The organism is Variovorax sp. Soil_C_33 (genome assembly GCF_057656935.1).
Genome location: NZ_JBDGJK010000002.1, coordinates 1 through 17,324 on the forward strand (window position 1 = coordinate 1; position 17,324 = coordinate 17,324).

General features: G+C 67.1%; 19 protein-coding genes. 4 read left to right on the forward strand and 15 right to left on the reverse strand.

Annotation, left to right across the window (positions count from 1 at the left end; genetic code table 11):
- On the forward strand, positions 1–699 hold a 699-nt coding region (locus tag AC3A6B_RS02820; RefSeq protein WP_487835247.1), incomplete at its 5' end, for a DUF5666 domain-containing protein.
- 61 nt (positions 700–760) lie between these two features.
- Here AC3A6B_RS02820 and AC3A6B_RS02825 read toward each other — a convergent pair.
- Complete coding sequence (locus AC3A6B_RS02825) at positions 761–1,159, reverse strand: cupin domain-containing protein (protein WP_487835248.1); 399 nt, start codon at positions 1,157–1,159, stop codon at positions 761–763.
- A gap of 381 nt (positions 1,160–1,540) precedes the next feature.
- On the opposite strand from AC3A6B_RS02825, the gene AC3A6B_RS02830 reads away from it, so the two are divergent.
- Positions 1,541–2,002, forward strand: coding sequence for a DUF6130 family protein (locus tag AC3A6B_RS02830; RefSeq protein WP_487835249.1), 462 nt, complete (start codon positions 1,541–1,543; stop codon positions 2,000–2,002).
- Positions 2,003–2,056: 54 nt separating this feature from the next.
- Here AC3A6B_RS02830 and AC3A6B_RS02835 read toward each other — a convergent pair whose 3' ends face one another.
- From AC3A6B_RS02835 to AC3A6B_RS02880, 10 genes are all read right to left on the reverse strand, one after another.
- Positions 2,057–2,236 (reverse strand): hypothetical protein, encoded by a 180-nt coding sequence (locus AC3A6B_RS02835; RefSeq protein ID WP_487835250.1) that lies wholly within the window; start codon positions 2,234–2,236, stop codon positions 2,057–2,059.
- Between the two features lie 184 nt (positions 2,237–2,420).
- Positions 2,421–3,446, reverse strand: coding sequence for a uroporphyrinogen decarboxylase family protein (locus AC3A6B_RS02840; protein WP_487835251.1), 1,026 nt, complete (start codon positions 3,444–3,446; stop codon positions 2,421–2,423).
- 23 nt (positions 3,447–3,469) lie between these two features.
- The gene (locus AC3A6B_RS02845) at positions 3,470–4,174 is read right to left on the reverse strand and encodes an ABC transporter ATP-binding protein (protein ID WP_487835252.1); all 705 of its coding nucleotides are present in this window, start codon (positions 4,172–4,174) and stop codon (positions 3,470–3,472) included.
- On the reverse strand, positions 4,167–5,900 hold the full coding sequence (locus tag AC3A6B_RS02850; protein WP_487835253.1) for a branched-chain amino acid ABC transporter ATP-binding protein/permease: 1,734 nt from the start codon (positions 5,898–5,900) through the stop codon (positions 4,167–4,169). The genes AC3A6B_RS02845 and AC3A6B_RS02850 overlap by 8 nt, the downstream gene beginning before the upstream one ends.
- Positions 5,901–5,940: 40 nt before the next feature.
- Entirely contained in the window at positions 5,941–6,804 is an 864-nt protein-coding gene (locus AC3A6B_RS02855; RefSeq protein ID WP_487835254.1) for a branched-chain amino acid ABC transporter permease, read from the reverse strand.
- Positions 6,801–8,015, reverse strand: coding sequence for an amino acid ABC transporter substrate-binding protein (locus AC3A6B_RS02860; RefSeq protein WP_487835255.1), 1,215 nt, complete (start codon positions 8,013–8,015; stop codon positions 6,801–6,803). Before AC3A6B_RS02860 ends, AC3A6B_RS02855 begins: the two co-directional genes overlap by 4 nt.
- Before the next feature lie 49 nt (positions 8,016–8,064).
- A complete protein-coding gene (locus tag AC3A6B_RS02865) occupies positions 8,065–9,027 on the reverse strand; it encodes a Bug family tripartite tricarboxylate transporter substrate binding protein (protein WP_487835256.1) in 963 nt (320 codons plus the stop codon).
- A 26-nt stretch (positions 9,028–9,053) separates the two neighbouring features.
- The gene (locus AC3A6B_RS02870; RefSeq protein WP_487835257.1) at positions 9,054–10,190 is read right to left on the reverse strand and encodes a CaiB/BaiF CoA transferase family protein; all 1,137 of its coding nucleotides are present in this window, start codon (positions 10,188–10,190) and stop codon (positions 9,054–9,056) included.
- Positions 10,187–10,993 carry a citryl-CoA lyase gene (locus tag AC3A6B_RS02875; RefSeq protein WP_487835258.1) on the reverse strand — a complete coding sequence of 269 codons (807 nt, stop codon included), beginning with the start codon at positions 10,991–10,993 and terminating at the stop codon, positions 10,187–10,189. The genes AC3A6B_RS02870 and AC3A6B_RS02875 overlap by 4 nt, the downstream gene beginning before the upstream one ends.
- 30 nt (positions 10,994–11,023) lie before the next feature.
- Complete coding sequence (locus AC3A6B_RS02880) at positions 11,024–11,911, reverse strand: dioxygenase family protein (RefSeq protein ID WP_487835259.1); 888 nt, start codon at positions 11,909–11,911, stop codon at positions 11,024–11,026.
- Between the two features lie 108 nt (positions 11,912–12,019).
- On the opposite strand from AC3A6B_RS02880, the gene AC3A6B_RS02885 reads away from it, so the two are divergent.
- Positions 12,020–12,928 (forward strand): LysR substrate-binding domain-containing protein, encoded by a 909-nt coding sequence (locus AC3A6B_RS02885; protein ID WP_487835260.1) that lies wholly within the window; start codon positions 12,020–12,022, stop codon positions 12,926–12,928.
- A gap of 40 nt (positions 12,929–12,968) precedes the next feature.
- On the opposite strand, the gene AC3A6B_RS02890 is transcribed toward AC3A6B_RS02885, so the two are convergent.
- The 4 genes from AC3A6B_RS02890 to AC3A6B_RS02905 all read right to left on the reverse strand — a co-directional run bounded on the left by AC3A6B_RS02890 (position 12,969) and on the right by AC3A6B_RS02905 (position 16,209).
- Positions 12,969–13,586, reverse strand: a complete 618-nt coding sequence (locus tag AC3A6B_RS02890) for a GyrI-like domain-containing protein (RefSeq protein ID WP_487835261.1) — start codon at positions 13,584–13,586, stop codon at positions 12,969–12,971.
- Positions 13,587–13,612: 26 nt separating this feature from the next.
- Positions 13,613–14,263 carry an FMN-binding negative transcriptional regulator gene (locus tag AC3A6B_RS02895; protein ID WP_487835262.1) on the reverse strand — a complete coding sequence of 217 codons (651 nt, stop codon included), beginning with the start codon at positions 14,261–14,263 and terminating at the stop codon, positions 13,613–13,615.
- Positions 14,264–14,435: 172 nt separating this feature from the next.
- Complete coding sequence (locus AC3A6B_RS02900; RefSeq protein WP_487835263.1) at positions 14,436–15,347, reverse strand: MBL fold metallo-hydrolase; 912 nt, start codon at positions 15,345–15,347, stop codon at positions 14,436–14,438.
- A gap of 376 nt (positions 15,348–15,723) precedes the next feature.
- Positions 15,724–16,209, reverse strand: a complete 486-nt coding sequence (locus AC3A6B_RS02905; RefSeq protein WP_487835264.1) for a GFA family protein — start codon at positions 16,207–16,209, stop codon at positions 15,724–15,726.
- A gap of 194 nt (positions 16,210–16,403) precedes the next feature.
- Here AC3A6B_RS02905 and AC3A6B_RS02910 point away from each other — a divergent pair, with 194 nt between their 5' ends.
- Positions 16,404–17,303: a DUF72 domain-containing protein gene (locus tag AC3A6B_RS02910; RefSeq protein WP_487835265.1), complete on the forward strand. Its 900-nt coding sequence runs from the start codon at positions 16,404–16,406 to the stop codon at positions 17,301–17,303.
- The last annotated feature ends 21 nt before the right edge of the window (positions 17,304–17,324 follow it).

Genomic DNA, 17,324 nt, shown 5'->3' on the forward strand with positions numbered 1-17,324 from the left:
CCGGGCGTGCTGCGGGCGACGCGCGTGGAGCAGCGCAGCGCCTCCGCCCCGATCCTCAGCGGCACGGTCCAGAATCTGGACCCGCTGCGGCGCACCTTCACGCTCGGCAGCTTCCTCATCGACTACAGCGGCGCCGTGCTGAGCGGCAGCCTCGACGGACGGCCGCTCGCGGACGGCACCCTCGTGCGCGTGCGTGCGAACACCGCCCTGCCGGGCCGCCTGCCCGCCACGCTCGTGCAGTGGTGGTACCCGGTGCCGACGGCGAACGCCACGCCGGTCCAGCTCGCAGGCGTGGTCACCGACTACGCGGGACTGGGTTCGCTGCGGGTCCTGGGCACCGCGGTCGACGCTTCTTCCGCGCAGATCACCGGCGGGCCTGCCGGCTCGGTCGGCAATGGCGTGAAGGTGGACGTGGCCGGCACGATGTCCAACGGCATCCTCAAGGCGACCAAGCTCAAGATCCGGCATGTGCCGGGCACCGGCGGGCCGGCGTCGTTCATCCTGATCGGGGCCATCGGCGACTTCAGTTCCGCATCGAGCTTCCGGGTGCGGGGACAACCCGTGAATGCCGGCGGCGCGGGCGTCGTGTTCGTCAACGGCACCGCGTCGAACCTGGGCAACGGCGTGCGCGCGACCATCGAGGGCGAGCAGGTCGTCGACGGCGTGCTGATCGCCACCCGCGTGAGCTTCAACCCATAGGCCCGAGGTCACGCACGCGGCTGATGGGACAACCGCGGTCCGGCGCGCGGCGCGCGGACCCTCACTTGGTCACCACGAGCGGCTTCCCCTTCTCGACGAGATAGGTGGCGAGCTCCGCCGCGTTGCCGCTGCCGACGTTCCTCGCCGCGTGGGCCGCGCCCGCGGGGATGAACAGCGAGTCGCCGGCCTTGAGCGTGATGGGTGGCTTGCCCTCGAATTGGTACTCCAGCGAGCCTTCGAGCACATAGGCGATCTCTTCGCCCGGATGCGTGTGCATGCCGAACGCCGCTCCCGGGGCGAAGTCGACGCGCACCTGGATGACCTCCCGTCCGTGGCTGCCGAGGTCGTGCCGCAGCGCCTGGGTCCGCCCGATGCCTGAGGGTTGCTGTGCCTGCGCGAGAAGCGGCGCCAAGCTGCTGCCGGCGATCAGCACCGCTGCCGCCATCATTCGAACTTTCATTTCATTTCTCTCAAGGGATGTGGCGATCGAGGGTCCTTGTGTTCGTCGTCAGCCAGTTCGACGTAGGACTCGGACGGATCCGGCAGGGCCGTTCAGAACCGATGGGACGATTCTTGGGGCTGACATCCCCCGAGCTGCGCGGACCGTATGCCTGTGTATCCGGGCCGCCTTTCACAACAGTAAATTTCACTGTCGGGCGCTCCGACGCCGCACGCCGTTCGATCGGCATGCATCGCGAGAACGCGAAGGTGAAACGTACTGTGTGGATGGTTCGCGCCGATACAGAGGCATACGTTCTGCGCGCAAGAGGGCCGGTGCTCCACTGAAAATTCAGCCATCGATCGAAGTCTCGGTCCCTCGGACAACGCGAAAGGAAACACCATGCGTTCCACCTTCAGATTCCTTGCCGTCGCCGCCGCCGGCGCGATCCTCTGCGCCGCCGCCTGGGCGCAAACGGCCACGGATATCGGCCGTCCCGCGGCTGTCATTCCGCTGGCATCGGAGCCGCCGCCGAAGCTCAATGTGTATGCGCCCTTGGCCGAGCCTCTGGCTCGGGGCGTCGTCATCCTTCAATACCGGACCGAGAACATGCGGATCATCCCGGTCTTCGGCAAGGGCGCCGGCGAGGTGTCGCCGCGTGTCGGACACCTGCACGTGACCCTCGACGATCGGCCCGGCACTTGGGCCCATACGAGCGGGGATCCCATCATCGTGGTTGGCTTGAAGCCCGGCGCGCACAAGATGCTGATCGAGCTTGCTGATCCGAATCACAAGATCCTTGCCAGCGAGACGATCGCCGTCACTGTCCCGGAGCAGAAGGTGGCCGAAGCCCACAAGCACTGATCGGCGGTTCTCGTCGCCAGGCCGCGTGCTCGCTGCGCAGCGCCGGCGCCTCGCTCAGGCCGGCTCTTTCAGTGAATGCAGCGTTGCCGACGACATCCCGGCTTCGGTGTCCTCAGTGGAGAAAAGAAGCGTGCTCAATGCAAGAGCAAAGCATCCGAGCAGCACGGGCCAGCCGAAGGCAAGAACCAATGCCACCGTTGCGAGGGGGCTGACAAGGAGGGCGACAGATCGCATAGGGGTCTCCGAATTTGACTCTTGCTGATGGACCCGTCGCGTCAATTCGAGTGGCAGGCCTTACCTGGGGTCTGAATGTAGGCCTGCAGGCAAGCGCATGCATGAGCGTTGCGCCCTCACCTGACGAGGACAGAACGCACGTCTTCATACTGCGTCAGGCATGACAAAACGCTTACCGAGGCCGCTAGGCCGCGTGTTCCCTGCGCAGCACCTTCGCCGCCTCCACCATCGCGCGCAGCTTGGCCGTCGCCGCATCGCGCGGCAGGTATTTCATGCCGCAGTCGGGCGCGAGGATCACGTTCTCGGGCTTCACGTAGGGCAGCGCGCGGCGGATGCGCTCGACGATGGTGTCGACCGATTCGACCTCCGGCGTCGAGAGATCGATGCAGCCCACCATCACGCGCTTGCCGTCCAGCGCGGCCAGCGCCGAGCAATCCAGGTGCGACTGCGCGGTCTCGATCGACACCTGCTTGCAGCTGCATTGCGCCAGCTCGGGCAGGAAGGAATAGCCGCTCGGCCGCTCGTGGATGATGGCCGCGTAGCCGAAGCAGATGTGCACCGCGGTCGTGCCGGTGATGCCGTCGAGCGCGCGGTTCAGCGCGTTCAAGCCGTACTGCCGCGCCTTCTCGGGCCGCGCCTGCATGTAGGGCTCGTCGATCTGCACCACGTCGGCGCCGGCGGCGAAGAGGTCACGGATCTCGGCGTTGACGGCCTCGGCATAGTCCATCGCCGCCTCTTCCTCGCTGCCGTAGAAATCGTTCTGCGCCTGCTGCAGCATGGTGAACGGGCCGGGCACGGTGATCTTCACCTGGCGGTCGGTGTGGGCGCGCAGGAACTTCAGGTCCTCGACCTCCACCGCATGCCGGCGGCGGATCTTGCCGACGATGCGCGGCACCGGGTTCGGATGGCCCGAGCGGTCCAGCGCCGTGCCGGGGTTGTCGAGGTCGATGCCGTCGAGCGCGGTCGCGAAGCGGTTCGAATAGCTCTCGCGCCGGATCTCGCCGTCGCTCACGATGTCCAGCCCTGCCTCTTCCTGCGCGCGGATCGCCATCAGCGTGGCGTCGTTCTGCGCCTCTTCCAGGTACTGCGGCGGAATGCGCCACAGCTCGCGCGCCCGCACCCGCGGCGGAAAGCGACCCGCCAGCTTGGCGCGGTCGATCAGCCATTCGGGCTGCGGGAAACTGCCGACGATGGTGGTGGGGAACAGCATGGGTTTCTCCGGTTGAAAGGGGTTCAAACGCCCAGGTAGGCGCGCTGGATCTCGGGCCGCGCCAGCAGCTCGTCGGGCACGCCCTCGGCCACGATGCGGCCTTCCTCGAGCACGTAGGCGCGCTGCGAGACCTCCATCGCCATCGCGACGTTCTGCTCCACCAGCAGCACCGACATGCCGTCCGCGTTGATGCGCCGGATCGCCGCGAACATGTCGCCCACGATGCGCGGCGACAGGCCGAGCGAGGGCTCGTCGAGCAGCAGCAGCCGCGGCCGCGCCATCAGCGCACGCGCGATCGCGACCATCTGCTGCTGGCCGCCCGAGAGCTCGCCCGCCGGGCTCGCGAGCTTCTCTCGGATCACCGGGAACAGCTCGATCACCTGTGCCAGCGTCTCGGCGCGCTTTGCCTTGGCATGCGGCAGGTAGCTGCCGAGTTCGAGGTTCTCCAGCACGCTCATGCCGGTGAAGAGGCGCCGGCCCTCGGGCACCAGCGCGATGCCGGCCTCGCAGAAGCGGTGCGCGGGCAGTTGCGTGATGTCCTGCCCGTTGAGCACGATGTGCCCGCTGCGAGCACGCAGCATGCCGGCGATGGCGTTGATCAGCGTGGTCTTGCCGGCGCCGTTCGGCCCCACCACGCACAGCAGCTCGCCGGGCCGCACCTCGAGCGACACGCCCCACAGCGCCTGCGCTGCGCCGTAGGCCACCTGCAGATCGCGCACTTCAAGCATGGGCGGCCTTTCCGAGGTAGGCGGTCATCACCTCCGGCCGCTGCATCACGTCGGTGGCCGCGCCTTCCGCCAGCAGCTCGCCGTGGTTGAAGACCACGATGCGGTCGGTCAGCGCCATCACCGCGCGCATCACGTGCTCGACGAAGACGATGGTGGAGCCCTGCTCGCGGATGCGCCGGATCAGCGCCACCGCGCCGTCGATCTCGTGCGGCGTCAGGCCGCACAGCACTTCGTCGAGCAGCACCAGCCGCGGCCGCGAGGCGAGCGCGCGGGCGAGCTCGAGGAACTTGCGCTGGTGCAGGTTGAGGTCCTCGGGCCGCGCATGCGCCTTGTCTTCCAGGCCGGTGAACTCGAGCCAGGTGCGCGCCTGCTTGGCGGCCGCCGCCGGGTCGCGCACCGCGCCGCCGAACATGGTCGCGATCGCCACGTTCTGCAGCACGTTCAGGTGGCCGAAGGGCCGCGGGATCTGGTAGGTGCGGGCGATGCCGCTGCCCGCGATGCGGTGCGCCGGCAGCCCGTTCATGCAGCGGCCCTCGAACCAGATCGCGCCGCCGGTGGGCGCGTAGTGGCCGCTGACGACGTTGATGAAGGTCGACTTGCCCGAGCCGTTGGGCCCCAGCAGGCCGAGGATCTCGCCGCGCCGCACGTCGACGTCCACGCCGCCGAGCGCGCGCACACCCTTGAAGGACTTGCGCAGGCCCTGCACGCGCAGCAGCACATCGCCCTGTGCGCCGGCCGTTGCCCGGACCGGCATCTCGGTCGATGGGGCGGCGGCCGGCTTCGCGGCCGGCGCGCGCTTCCACACACGCCGCACGCGTTCCAGGATGCCGTCGGGCATGAACAGAATCGCCGCGATCAGGATGATGCCGATCAGCGCCTTGCCCGCCACCGCATGGTCGGCCGCGGTGAAGCTGTAGAGCAGCCCGGTGATCGCGACTGCGCCGATGGCCGGCCCGGCCCAGTGGCGCGTGCCGCCGAGCACGCTCATCAGCACCACCGTGAGCGGCACGGTGATAGTGAACACCTCGCCGGCCGTCACGTAGGAGAGGAAGAGCGCGTGGATGCCGCCCGCCACGCCGGCCAGCGCGCACGAGACGGCCAGCGCCATCAGCTTGTAGCGGTAGGTCGGCACGCCCATCACCTCGGCCGCGTCCTCGTCGTCGTGGATCGCGAACAGCCCGGCGCCGAACTTCGACACCTGGATGCCCCAGGCGATCAGGAGCGTGGCCACCGCCGCGATCAGTGCCAGCAGATAGAAGGTCGACGAAGCCGTCGGCCCGATCTTCGGCACCGGCACCGCCGCGAGCGAGACGCCGTTGCCGCCGTCCAGCGGCGTGTTGACCACGATGGTGCCGATCACGAAGGTGATTGCCAGTGTGAGCAGCGCGAAGAGTTCGCCGCGCACGCCTTTGACGCGGAACACCACCGCGCCCAGCGCCACGCCCAGCACCGCCGCGACCAGCGCAGCCGCGGGCAGCGTCCACAAGAAGGGCCAGTCGTAGCGCGCCATCAGGTTCGCGCTGGTGTAGATGCCCGCGCCGAAGAAGGCGCCGTGGCCGAAGGAGAAGTAGCCCGAGTAGCCCGACAGGATGTTCCACGAGGTCGCGAGCACGATCCAGTGCAGCATCAGGTAGAGCAGCGAGTCGTAGAAGGCCGGCAGGCCGAGCTGCGGCACGAAGGCCAGCGCCACGCCGGCGGCGAGGATGATCAGTGGTGTGCGTTTCATCCTAGAACCCGAGGGCAATGAGTCCAATGGTCTGCTTCATCTAGGCGCTCTTTCCTGGCTTGAAGAGAAGGACCATGATCAAGAGCGTGAACGACACGATCGGCGCCCACGAAGGCGCGGTGACCGCCATCGTGATGGCCTCGCTCACGCCGATCAGCGTGCCGGCGACCAGCGGCCCGAGCGCGCTGCCTAGCCCGCCGAGCATCACGGCCGCGAACACCACGCCCACCCACGCATACATCTGCGAAGGCGCGAGCGTGAAGCTCAGCGCCAGGCACACGCCCGCCACGCTGGCGAGCGCCGCGCAGGTGCCGGCGAGCACCAGCCCCAGCGCCTTCTGGTTGACGCCGAAGGCGGCGGCCACCGGCGCGTCCTGCGCGGCGGCGCGCATCGCGCGGCCCAGGTCGGTGAAGCGCAGCACCGCCCACACCGCGAAGCAGAGCGCGACGGCCAGCAGCAGCGTGATCAGCTCCGGCACCGGCACGAACAACCCGCCGAGCTTGAACTTGTGCTCGCCATACGCCGACTCGAGCTTGCGGAAGTCGGCGGTCCAGATCGACTGGATCACGCTCTCGGCGATTCCGGTGAGCCCGAAGGTCAGCAGGAGCGAATTGAAGGGCGTCACCTTGAAGCGCACCATCACCCAGTGCAGCCCCGCGCCGAGCGCAAAGAAGAAGGGCACGATGACGGCGAGCGTCAGCAGCGGGTCCATGCCCATCGTCGCCATCTGGTAGCACAGGTAGGCGGCGAGGAAGGCGAAGGCGAAGTGCGCGAGGTTGATGAGCCTGAGCAGGCCCCAGCTCAGGCTGAGGCCCAGGCCCATCAGCCCGTACAGCGCGCCGACGAAGATGCCCGAGAGGATGGACTGGGACAGCAGCGAGAAGCTGGGCAGCGCGAAGTTCACGGCGTGATCAGCTTGGCGCCGCCGGAGGTCACTTCCTTCGGCCACACCACCACCCACTTGCCGCCCTGGATCTGCTTGATGCGCATCAGGTCGTCGCCGAAGTTGCCGGTGCCATCGAAGCGCAGCTTGCCCTGCAGCGTGTCGACCTTGTTCGCCTTCAGCCAGGTGCCGATGGCCTTGTCGTCCAGGCTCTTGGTGTTGACCACGCCGGCCTCTAGGATCTGCCAGGCGGTGTACGAGGCCGCGGCCTGGGTCTCGACCGCGGTGTCGGTGAAGCCGGCCTTGGCGGCGCGCTCGGTGTAGAGCTTGACGAACTCGGCCGCACCGAAGTTGGAGGTGAAAGGCGGCTGCGCCTCGAAGATCGTGGCCGAGAGCGCGTTCTTCGCGTCCGGCGACGCCAGCAGCGGGCCGGGCGCCGGGTACAGGTAGAAATGCTGCGGCGGCGAATAGTCGATCTTCTTCATGGCGTCGAGCAGCAGGTTGCCCTCGAGGCCGATGGCGCCGACCCACACGAAGTCGGGCTTGGCGTCCTTCACGCGATTCGCGATCGGTCCGAAGTCGCGGTTGCCGAAGTCCCATTCGAGGAACAGCACCTCGGTCAGGCCGCGCTTCTTGATCACCTCGCGCGCGCCCGCGCTCATGAACTGGATCGAGGGGAACTTGCTGGTTACCACCGCCACCGTCTTCGGCGGCTTGGGCGAAGCGGCGAGCGCATCGAACAAGGTGTTGGGTACCGTAGTCGCCGGGTCGGAGCCGATCGACCAGGCTGGGAACTGCATGTCGTACTTGGCGAGCGAGGGAATGCCCAGCGTGTGGTGCACCAGCACCTTGTTGTAGCGCTGCGCCACGCCCATCGCCGAGAGGATGGCGCCGGTGGCGTAGGGCCCCATCAGCAGGTCGACCTTGTCGGCGGTGACCAGCTGCTCGTACAGCGTGCGCGCCAGGTCGGGCTTGGACTGGTCGTCCTTCACCACCCACTCCACCGGCCGGCCGAGCAGGCCGCCGCGCTTGTTGAGCTGCTCGATGTAGATGTCGCCGACCACCTTGTGGATCTGGGCCGTGGCCGAGAGCGGCCCGGTCAGTGCCAGCGTGCTGCCGATGCGGATCGGCTGGCCCGACGGCTGCTGTGCCAGCGCGAAGCTGGCCGCGGCCAGTGCGATGGCGCCCATGGCGGTGCGCCGCCCGATGCCTTTGAGGTTCTGCGTCTTCATGGTTCCTGTCTCCTTAAAAATTCTTGTGAGCGAAACGAACGAAAAACTGTCAGTCGACTTGAGCCCCTGATCGCTTGACCAGCCCGGCCCACTTGCCGAGCTCGGTCTTATTGAAGGGCTGCATCTCCTCGGCGCGCATCGGCCGCGACTCGATGCCCTGGTCGCGCAGGCGCGCCATCACCTCGGGCTGCGCGAGCGCGGCGGCGCTGGCGGTGCGCAGTTGCGTGAGCGTGGCGGCGGGCGTGGCGGCCGGCGCATACAACATGAACCAGGCGACCAGGTCGAAGTCGGCGATGCCCTGCTCCATCAGCGTCGGCACATCGCTCGCCGCCGCGCTGCGCACCGCGCCGCTCGCGCCCAGCGCGCGCAGCTTGCCGGCCTTGATCTGCGGCATCACAGCGGCAGGGTGATAGAACATGAAGTCGACCTGCGACGAGATCACGCCCGTCAGCGCCATCGCGCCTTCCTTGAAAGGCACGTGCAGCATCTTTCCGCCCAGGCGCTGCGCCAGCAGCTCGCCCGCGAGGTGGCCCGAGGTGCCGTTGCCGGCCGAGGCGAAGGTCACGCCCTGCGGCCGCGCGGCGGCCTGGGCCAGGTCCTTCAGCGACTTGAGCGGCGACTCGGCCGCCACCACCAGCAGCGTCGGCGTGTAGCCGATGAAGGCCACCGGCGCGAAGTCGCGCATCGGGTCGTAGGGCAGCTTGCTGAAGAGCGCCGCGTTGATGGCATGCGTGCCCACCGTGCCCATCACCAGCGTGCGGCCGTCGGGCGCCGACTTGGCGACCATGTCGCTGCCGGTCGAGCCGCCCGCGCCGGCGCGGTTGTCGACGATCACCGTCTGCTGCAGTGCCTTGCCGAGGCCCTCGCCGACCACGCGCGCCACCGTGTCGGTGGTGGTGCCGGCGCCGAAGGGCACGACCATCTTGATCGGGCCCTTGTCCTGGGCCTGCGCCGTGCCCAGAAGCAGCACGCCTGCAGCGAGCAAGGTGCCGATCGCTGTCTTGAATCTCATCGCTTGTCTCCGTTGTCTCTATTGATCTACTTGCGTTTCAGCGCGGCGCGTATCTCGTCGCTGTGCTCGCCCAGCGTCGGCGGCGGCCGCACCTCGAGCGCGCGCTCGCCGTCGAAGCTGACCGGCGAGCGCACCGTGCGAAACAGGCCCATCACCGGATGCTCGGCCGAGGTCATCAGCTGCAAATGCTTGGCCTGCGGGTCTTCGAGCGCCTCGCTGGTGTCGTACATCGGCGCGTTCGGCACGTCCTCGCGCTGCAGGCGGCGGCACCACTCGTCGCGCGTCTGCGTGCGGAAGCGCGCGCCCAGCAGTTGGATCAGCGCCTCCTGGTTGTCGATGCGCGCGTCGCGGGTGGCGAAGCGCGCGTCCTGGAAGATGTCGGGCTGCTCGATCGCGACCGCCAGGCCCTGCCAGAACTTCTCTGGCGAGGACATGTGCAGCGCGATCCACTTGTCGTCCGCGCAGCGCAGCACGTAGGACTGCGACACGCTCGGCCGGCTGTACGGCCCCATCACCTCGTCGACCTGGAAGAAGTGCGTGAAGGCATCGAGGTTGAAATGCGCCATCGCCTCCAGCATCGACACCTCGACCTTGCGGCCGACGCCGGTGCGGCTGCGCTCGTACAAGGCGCCCAGCACGCCGTAGGCCGCATAGAAGCCCGTGAGCGAATCAGCGATGGCAGGGCCGACCACGCGCGGGTTCTCGGGGTTCACCAGCAGGTTGAGAAAGCCGCTCGCCGCCTGCGCCACCGTGTCGTAGGCCGGCCGGTTGGCCGCTGGCCCGGTGGCGCCGAAGCCGCTGATCGCCACGTAGATGAGCTTCGGGTTCAGCGCCTGCAGCCGCTCGGCACCGACGCCCAGCTTCTCCGCCACGCCGGGCCGGAAGTTCTGGATATAGACGTCGGCATCGGCGATCAGCGCATCGAGCACATCGCGGTCCGCGGCGTTCTTGGTGTCGAGCGTGATGCTGCGCTTGTTGCGGTTGTAGGTCTGGTAGTGCGGGCTGTACAGGCCGTTCTTGAAGGCGCGGAAGGGGTCGCCGGTCAACGGCTGCTCGACCTTGATCACGTCGGCACCCAGGTCGCCGAGCAGCATGCCGGCCGCAGGCCCCGTGATGAAGGTGCCCTGCTCGATGACCTTGAGGCCTTTCAACACCGGGATCATTTGTGCTTCCCGAAACCCGGAGGCAGCTCGCCGTCGTATTCCATCTCGCGCGTCCCCTGGTAGGAAAGCGCAAAGCCGATCGGCTGGCGCATCTCCTCGACCATGTGCGCGATCAGCCCCGCGGTGCGCGCGAGCATCGGCACGCCCTTGAGCCCTTCGACCGGAAAGCCCGCGCCCAGCAGCACCGAGGGGATCGCGCCCGAGACGTTGAGCTTGAGCGGCTTGCCCAGCAGCTCGGGCAAGAGCCTTTCGCAGGCTTCCGCGATGTGGACGAAGCGCAGGTCGGTGCCGGCGGCCGTGGCCACGTCGAACAGCGCGCCCACGCGCTCGTCGCGCTCCTTGTGCAGCGGATGGCCGTAGCCGGGAATCGAGCGCCGGGCGGCGCGCCAGGCCTGCATGACCGAAAGCGCCGCCTCGTCGAGTGCGGCGCCGGCCTTAACCTGTTCGTCGATCTCGACATACATGCGCCCCGCCGTCTCCGACGAGCCCAGCACCACTGAGCCGCAGCCAAGGATGCCCGCCGCCACCGCGCCCTGCATCGCATCGGGCGCCGCGGCGAAGGTCATGCGCGCGGCCTGCACGCTGGGCACCAGGCCGTGCTCGGCGATGGCGACCAGCGTGGCGTTGAGCACCGCGGCCTGCCCCGGCGTCGGCTTCTGCCCGGTGAGCAGCAGGAAGAAATGGTCGACGAAAGAGAGCTTGCCGATCAAATCCTTCGACAGGTCATACCCGCGAACGACGATGGTGTGGGCGTCCGAGGTGCAGATGGATGTGCGCGGCACGGTGGCCTTGCCGATCTTCATGGGAGTCCTTGCAAAAAATGTGAGGGGGCTTCAGGCCGCCACCGGCGCGAGGCGCACGTCGAAGCTCGCCGAGTGGTAGGGCACGCGCATCTCGCGCCCGTCCACCGCCTTGCCTGGCGGGTGCGTCTCGAAGTCGACCACCAGGCTGTCGCGCTTGCCGAAGACCGCGTCCTGGTCGATGTAGGGGCTGCCGCCCACGAACACCTGCGTGGTCAGCGTCACGTGGCCCGGCGCCGAGACCTGCAGGTGGATGTGGCCGGGGCGATAGATGCTGCGCTCGGTGGCATGCATCATTTGCCCCACCGGCCCGTCGTCGGGAATCGGGTAGTAGGCGGGCCGGATCGACCAGAACCAGTAGCGCCCCTGCGCATCGGTGCGAAAGCGCCCGCGCGCGGCCATCGTCGGCTCGCTGCTGAGCTGCACGTCGTACTTGCCCTCGCCGTCGCCCGACCACACGTCGAGCAAGGCGCCTTCGAGCGGCTGGCCGTGCACGTCGGTCACGCGGCCCATGTAGAAGGTCGGCTCGCCGCGCGCGCTGCCGCTGATGTCGGCGCCCAGCGGCATGTCGGGCGCGCCGGCCCAGTAGAACGGGCCCTCCACCGTGGCCTCCGTCGCCTCGGTCGCGCCCTGCGCGCCGCCGCTGGCGCGCGCCTGGTCCAGCGCCACCACCATCATCGACAGGCCCAGCGTGTCCGACAGCAGGATGAACTCGGGCCGCTTGTCGGTCGAGATCTGCCCCGTGGCTTCGAGAAACTTCATCGCCGCCAGCCACTCGTCGGGCTTCAGGTCGACCTCGCGCGCGAAGGCGTGGATGTGCTTGACCAGCGTCGTCATCAGCTCGCGCAGGCGCGGGTCGGGCGTCTTCGCGAAGGCCTCGAGCACGTCCCGCGTGATGCTGTCCTGGTTGTAGTCCGCCATGGCTTTGTCTCCTGGTTCTGGCCGGACGATAGGCCGCGCAGTGGGCCGCGACAAATGATGAATTTCCATGGATATGATCGATGGCATCGATCATTCGCGGGGGTTTGTATGGAGATGAGGCATCTGCGCTACTTCGTCGCCCTGGCCGATTGCCTGAGCTTCACGCGCGCGGCCGAGCGCGTGCACGTGACTCAGTCGACCCTCTCGCACCAGATCAAGCAGCTCGAGGACGAGCTGGGCCAGCCGCTCTTCGAGCGCATCGGCAAGAAGGTGGTGACCACCGAGGCCGGCGAGCTGCTGCGCGGCTACGCCGCGCGCGCATTGAAGGAGGTGGACCAGGGCGTGGCGCTGCTCAAGCCCGGCGCCGGCAACCTCACCGGCAAGGTGCGCATCGGCGCCACCCACACCTTCAACATCGGCCTCATCCCCGAATGCGTGGCGCAGTTCCTCGCGCGGCATCCGACCGTGCGCATCAGCGTCGAGGAGCTTGCCGCCGAGGTCATTGCCGCGCGCCTCAGGGACGGCGAGATGGACCTCGGCATCTCCTACCGCCCGCAGGACTCGGACGGCCTGTGGTTCGAGCCGCTCTACAACGAAGAGATGGTGCTGGTGGTTTCCACGAACCATCCGCTGGCGCACCGCAAGCGCATCCGCATGGTGGAGCTGCACCGGCAAGACCTAGTGCTCGTCTCCTCCGCCTTCTCGACCCGCACCATGCTCGACGAGTGCTTCCACGCCTGCGGCGCCGAGCCCACGGTGGTGGCCGAGATGTCGACCGTGGCCCCGATGCTGGCGCTGGTGGCGCGCACGATGATCGGCTCGATCGTGGCGATCAACGCGGTGCCGGAGGCGATGGCGGGGCTGAAGATCATTCCGCTCGAAAGCCCGACGCCGATACGGACCCCGGGGATCTTGTGGCGGCTGAAGGAGGCAAAGCCTGCCGCGGTGCAGTCCTTTGCCGTGATCCTGAGGAAGACGGCGTTGAGCAACAGCCTCAGGCGCGAAGGACCGGGGTAGGAAATGGGGGCGCGATGGTTCGAGTTGCCGTCTTCGCCACCTACGGCTTGAACTTCACCGGCTGGCGCAGGATCGTCTTGAGCCTGGCCGATTCAGTCTTGCGCGGATCGCTCAGATAGATCTCATGGTGCGGGCCGTTGAAGGCCATGCCCTTGCTCGGCATCACCTCGCCATGGAGCCGGGCCAGAACCGGAGCTTCCTCATCGTAGCTGCCCACATGCAGGGTCTGGAGCGACAGCCCTTCGCCATAGGCTTCGAGGCGCAGGCTTTGCGGGGGCTGGCCGAGCTTCCCGCTCGTCTTGGCCAGCGCGTTCTCGAACATGTCGCGGGTGACGAAATCAGGGACCATGATCATCATCGTCCAGCGCCACCGGTCCTTTTCGCGCGTGATGAAGCTCCTGGGATCGTCGGCCCACCACAAGCCTTCCAGCGGCGGCACCACATAGTCTTTGCCAAGTGCCGCCTTCGCAGCGAACTTCGTGGCATAGCTGACCCCGTAGAGCCATTCGACCGCCGACCGGTAGGCTGGCGCGGTGTTGGGATCGCCCTCGCCGTCCACCTTGACGAACTGCATCGGCGGCACTTCGACCGAAGCGAACTCCCCGGCGGGCGGGCCATAGAGTGGCTTCAGGGTCTTCTTGAAGTCGATCTTCTCCATGCCCTGTTCGAGTCCCCGCAGCTCGGTCAGGCGTCTTCACGCCCGGACATGGCGCGCTCGACAACGCAAGCCATTTCCGCAGCGTTTTCGGTCCCTTCGGCGACAAGCCCGGCGACGGTGCCGAGCCTGTCTTGCAATGCTTCATCCTGACTCGCCTTGAGCTTTCCGACCAGTCGCTCGATCGGAATCTCTATGCCCACCACCGCGCGCAAGAGCTTGTCGATGAAATCCGCGGGTGCGTCCGTCAGCTTCCAAGGCAGTGGCTGCGAGGACTCATGAGCAGCCGTCAAGCGAACCAGCATGTCGCGCAGCCAGCCTTCGTCGTCGATGGACCGGGCCACGCCGTGTGCGTGTGCGACCGCGTAGTTCCAGGTCGGAACAACCTTCCCGTGCTCCTGCTTGCTCGGATACCAGCCAGGCGTGATGTACGACTGAGGGCCTTGGAACATGACCACCGACTGCTCCGATCCGGCGAGCTGCCTCCACACGGGATTGGCGCGCGAGACGTGGCCAAGAAGTGTTCCGAATTTGCCGCGCGACCTGTCCAGCAGAAAGGGAACATGGTTTGCGACCAGCCCTTCGCCGCTGGGCGCGACCCAGGCGCCCAGCGGGTAGGCCTCTATCAATGCCTGGGCTTCGACAAGGTCGGACTGCGCGTGGTGCTTCGATACGTACACGAAAATTCCAAAGATTGAAACGGCGATTTCAATGTCCAGCGTCCGCTGCCGGGTCGACTGCGGCGGTCAGAGCCAGCGCGCAGCGGCGTCCGTGGCCCGAATCGTGCCACATAGTCAAAGGACCGAAGCTCCCTGAAGCAGGCCTCTTTCGGCCCTATTCCCCTGACAGCGGTCAGTAGTCCCAGTTCACCGGTACCCAACGAAAGACGTCGCCGTCGACCGCCACCCGGCCGACGGACGGGAACGACAGGTGAGCGGCCACCAGCGGCTCGCGGGTCGCCGCCAGCTCCCGCAAGAGACGGACCCGGACGCGGACTGCCTCCTCGGGGTCGTGGTCGAAAGCGTTGTACCAGTCGGGGCGATCGAAATGGTCCGGAAACACGGCATCGCCGAGGAAGGTCAGCCGGTCGCCGCCGGACGCGAGGCGGACCACGCTGTGCCCGGGTGTGTGGCCGCCGGTGCGACACACGACCACCCCCGGCGCCACCTCGTACTCCGCCTCGAACAACCGCAGCTGGCTGCGGTACTCATCCATGAACCGCCTGGCGGTCGCCCGAAGCACGTCCGACACCCCGCCAAAAGTGTTGCGGGAGAAATCCGGCGACGCCCAGAACTCGAGCTCGGCGGCCGCCATATGGATCGGCACGTCCGGACGCAGCCGGCCCTTGAGCCCGTCGGCGAGCAGCCCGCCGACGTGGTCCATGTGCATGTGGGTGAGCACCACGTCGGTCACGGACGCGGGATCGATGCCGGCGGCTTCCAGTCGCAGGGCCAACTGCCCGGCCCGGAAGTCCGGGTACGCGTCTCCGATCCCCGCGTCGATGAGTACGGTCTGGTCGCCGCTACGCACCACGACCGCGTTCAGCGGCCACGTGTACACGTCCGGCGGCAGGAGACTGTCGTTCAGCCAGGCCGCCAGGTCGGCCGGTTCGGCATTGGTGGCCAACGTCGCGGCTGGCAGCGGCAGCACCCCATCGCTGACCACCAGCACGTCAATCTCGCCGACCCGCAGCGCGTAACGGGACGGAACCAGCTCGGCGGGCCTCTGGCTACCAGGGCGCAGGGTCTCATCTACAGAAAACATAATGGAATCTCCAATAGACGGCCCGATTGCCCGGGCCAAACCAGTCGGACGACTGGCAGCAAGTCGCCGTTCAACACCTCAGGGTTGTCGGGCACGGATCACGGCAGAAGGCCGTATGTCCAGCGTAGATAGGAAGGGGCGGCAGCGGTAGGCCCGCAAGCGGGCGCACAGCGGTGCCTGATACGCACCAATCAGCACCAAGGAGGACTGAGCCCGCGGCAGAGACAAGGCTCAAGCCTTGAACAAGGGCGCTCCTTGTGAGTGAACTGCTCGGAGGAGGTGCTTCCAGGAAAATTGCGCCATGGAATGCGCAGCCCGAAGCGGTCACTAGGAAGACCCGCAATCGGTGGTCTCGAATCAATGTTTGAGCGAAGGGTCAGGCATCGCCCGTGCGCGCCATCTGTGGTGTATCGAAGCGCGCAGGGGTCTGAGGCGAGCCAGTCAGGTCCGCGCGGGCAAACTGGAAGCAGTCTATTCCGGCAGGAAGCACTACGCCCGTTTGCGCTGAGCTGGTCCAGATATGCGAGCTGATCGATACGGAGTTCGGGTCGTCGAAAGCCCCACGAGAGATCGCACGGTACTCGGGCCAGCGCTCAAACGTCAGAGAGATCGTGGTGCCGCACTTGGGGCAGAAATGAACATGCACCTGCTTCGAACTACTTTCCGATCTGTGCGAATACCGTGCCATCGGCTCGCCCGAGAACTGAACCGCATCCACCGGATACATTGACTCTGCGTATGACGTTGAACCCGTCATTCGCTGGCAGGCCCTGCAGTGGCATTGCAACGTGCGCATGGGCTCGCCCAGGGCGAGAAAGCGCACTGACCCGCATAGGCACCCTCCATCACGTTGAGTGGTCACGCTGATCTCCTGTGTGAGTGCCGCGAGTACGGTGCCATGCGAAGGTGCAGAACTCGCTCTGCGCGTTCTTGGTAGAAGTTGCCAGGAGCAGAAGTCTAAGTGCGGTTGTCCAGCAGCCGCCCATCACAGGACCTTCGTTGCCCACGTCGAACGGCAAGCGTGCAACATCTCGCTGGACAATCTAGCATCCGCCGATGGCCAGCAACATCCTCGTCGGCACCGCCTCGTGGACTGACAAGACGCTGATCGACTGCGGGCGCTTCTATCCCAAGGAAGTGAAAACGCCCGAGGCGCGGCTGCGCTACTACGCCTCGCTCTTCCCGCTGGTCGAGGTCGATTCCAGCTACTACGGCATCCCGGCGCCGACCAACGCGCACAACTGGGCCGAGCGCACACCAGAAGCCTTCGTCTTCAACGTCAAGGCGTTCCGGCTCTTCACGGGGCACCAGACCGACCCGAAGGTGCTGCACAAGGACATCAAGGAAGCGCTCGGCAGCAGCAAGACGCTCTACTACCGCAGCACGCCGCCCGAGATCCGGGCCGAGCTGTGGCGCCGCTTCATCGATGCGCTGCTGCCGCTCAAGGAGGCGGGCAAGCTGGGCCTGTTGCACTTCCAGTTTTCGCCCTGGCTGATGTGCAACCGCGAGGGGCACGAGCACGTCGCGCATTGCGTGGAGATGATGGCCGGGCACACGGTGAGCATCGAGTTCCGGCACGCCTCGTGGTTCAGCGAGGCGCATCGCGCGGGCACCATCGCTTTCCTGCGCGAGCTGAATGTGGTGCACACCATCGTCGACGGCCCGCAGGGCTTTGCCAACAGCGTGCCCTTGCTGGCCGAGACGACGAACTCCGACTTCGCACTCATCCGGCTGCACGGCCGCAACGTCGACACCTACAACCGGAAGGGGGCGAGTTCGGCGGCCGAGCGCTTCGACTACGACTACCCCGACAACGAGATCGCCGAGCTGGTCGTCGAGGCGCTGCGCATCGCCTACAAGGTGCGCAACACGCACATCATCTTCAACAACTGCGACGAGGACAAAGGGCAGCGCAACGGGCTCACGTTCCTGAAGATGTTGCTGGCGCACGGGTGAGGGGTATCCCTCCTGGTGCCG

Coding starts and splice junctions, on each gene's coding strand:
- AC3A6B_RS02825 (WP_487835248.1), bottom strand. CDS start 1,159: ATGAAAGTTCGAATGATGGCGGCAGCGGTGCTGATCGCCGGCAGCAGC.
- AC3A6B_RS02830 (WP_487835249.1), top strand. CDS start 1,541: ATGCGTTCCACCTTCAGATTCCTTGCCGTCGCCGCCGCCGGCGCGATC.
- AC3A6B_RS02835 (WP_487835250.1), bottom strand. CDS start 2,236: ATGCGATCTGTCGCCCTCCTTGTCAGCCCCCTCGCAACGGTGGCATTG.
- AC3A6B_RS02840 (WP_487835251.1), bottom strand. CDS start 3,446: ATGCTGTTCCCCACCACCATCGTCGGCAGTTTCCCGCAGCCCGAATGG.
- AC3A6B_RS02845 (WP_487835252.1), bottom strand. CDS start 4,174: ATGCTTGAAGTGCGCGATCTGCAGGTGGCCTACGGCGCAGCGCAGGCG.
- AC3A6B_RS02850 (WP_487835253.1), bottom strand. CDS start 5,900: ATGAAACGCACACCACTGATCATCCTCGCCGCCGGCGTGGCGCTGGCC.
- AC3A6B_RS02860 (WP_487835255.1), bottom strand. CDS start 8,015: ATGAAGACGCAGAACCTCAAAGGCATCGGGCGGCGCACCGCCATGGGC.
- AC3A6B_RS02865 (WP_487835256.1), bottom strand. CDS start 9,027: ATGAGATTCAAGACAGCGATCGGCACCTTGCTCGCTGCAGGCGTGCTG.
- AC3A6B_RS02870 (WP_487835257.1), bottom strand. CDS start 10,190: ATGATCCCGGTGTTGAAAGGCCTCAAGGTCATCGAGCAGGGCACCTTC.
- AC3A6B_RS02875 (WP_487835258.1), bottom strand. CDS start 10,993: ATGAAGATCGGCAAGGCCACCGTGCCGCGCACATCCATCTGCACCTCG.
- AC3A6B_RS02880 (WP_487835259.1), bottom strand. CDS start 11,911: ATGGCGGACTACAACCAGGACAGCATCACGCGGGACGTGCTCGAGGCC.
- AC3A6B_RS02885 (WP_487835260.1), top strand. CDS start 12,020: ATGGAGATGAGGCATCTGCGCTACTTCGTCGCCCTGGCCGATTGCCTG.
- AC3A6B_RS02890 (WP_487835261.1), bottom strand. CDS start 13,586: ATGGAGAAGATCGACTTCAAGAAGACCCTGAAGCCACTCTATGGCCCG.
- AC3A6B_RS02900 (WP_487835263.1), bottom strand. CDS start 15,347: ATGTTTTCTGTAGATGAGACCCTGCGCCCTGGTAGCCAGAGGCCCGCC.
- AC3A6B_RS02910 (WP_487835265.1), top strand. CDS start 16,404: ATGGCCAGCAACATCCTCGTCGGCACCGCCTCGTGGACTGACAAGACG.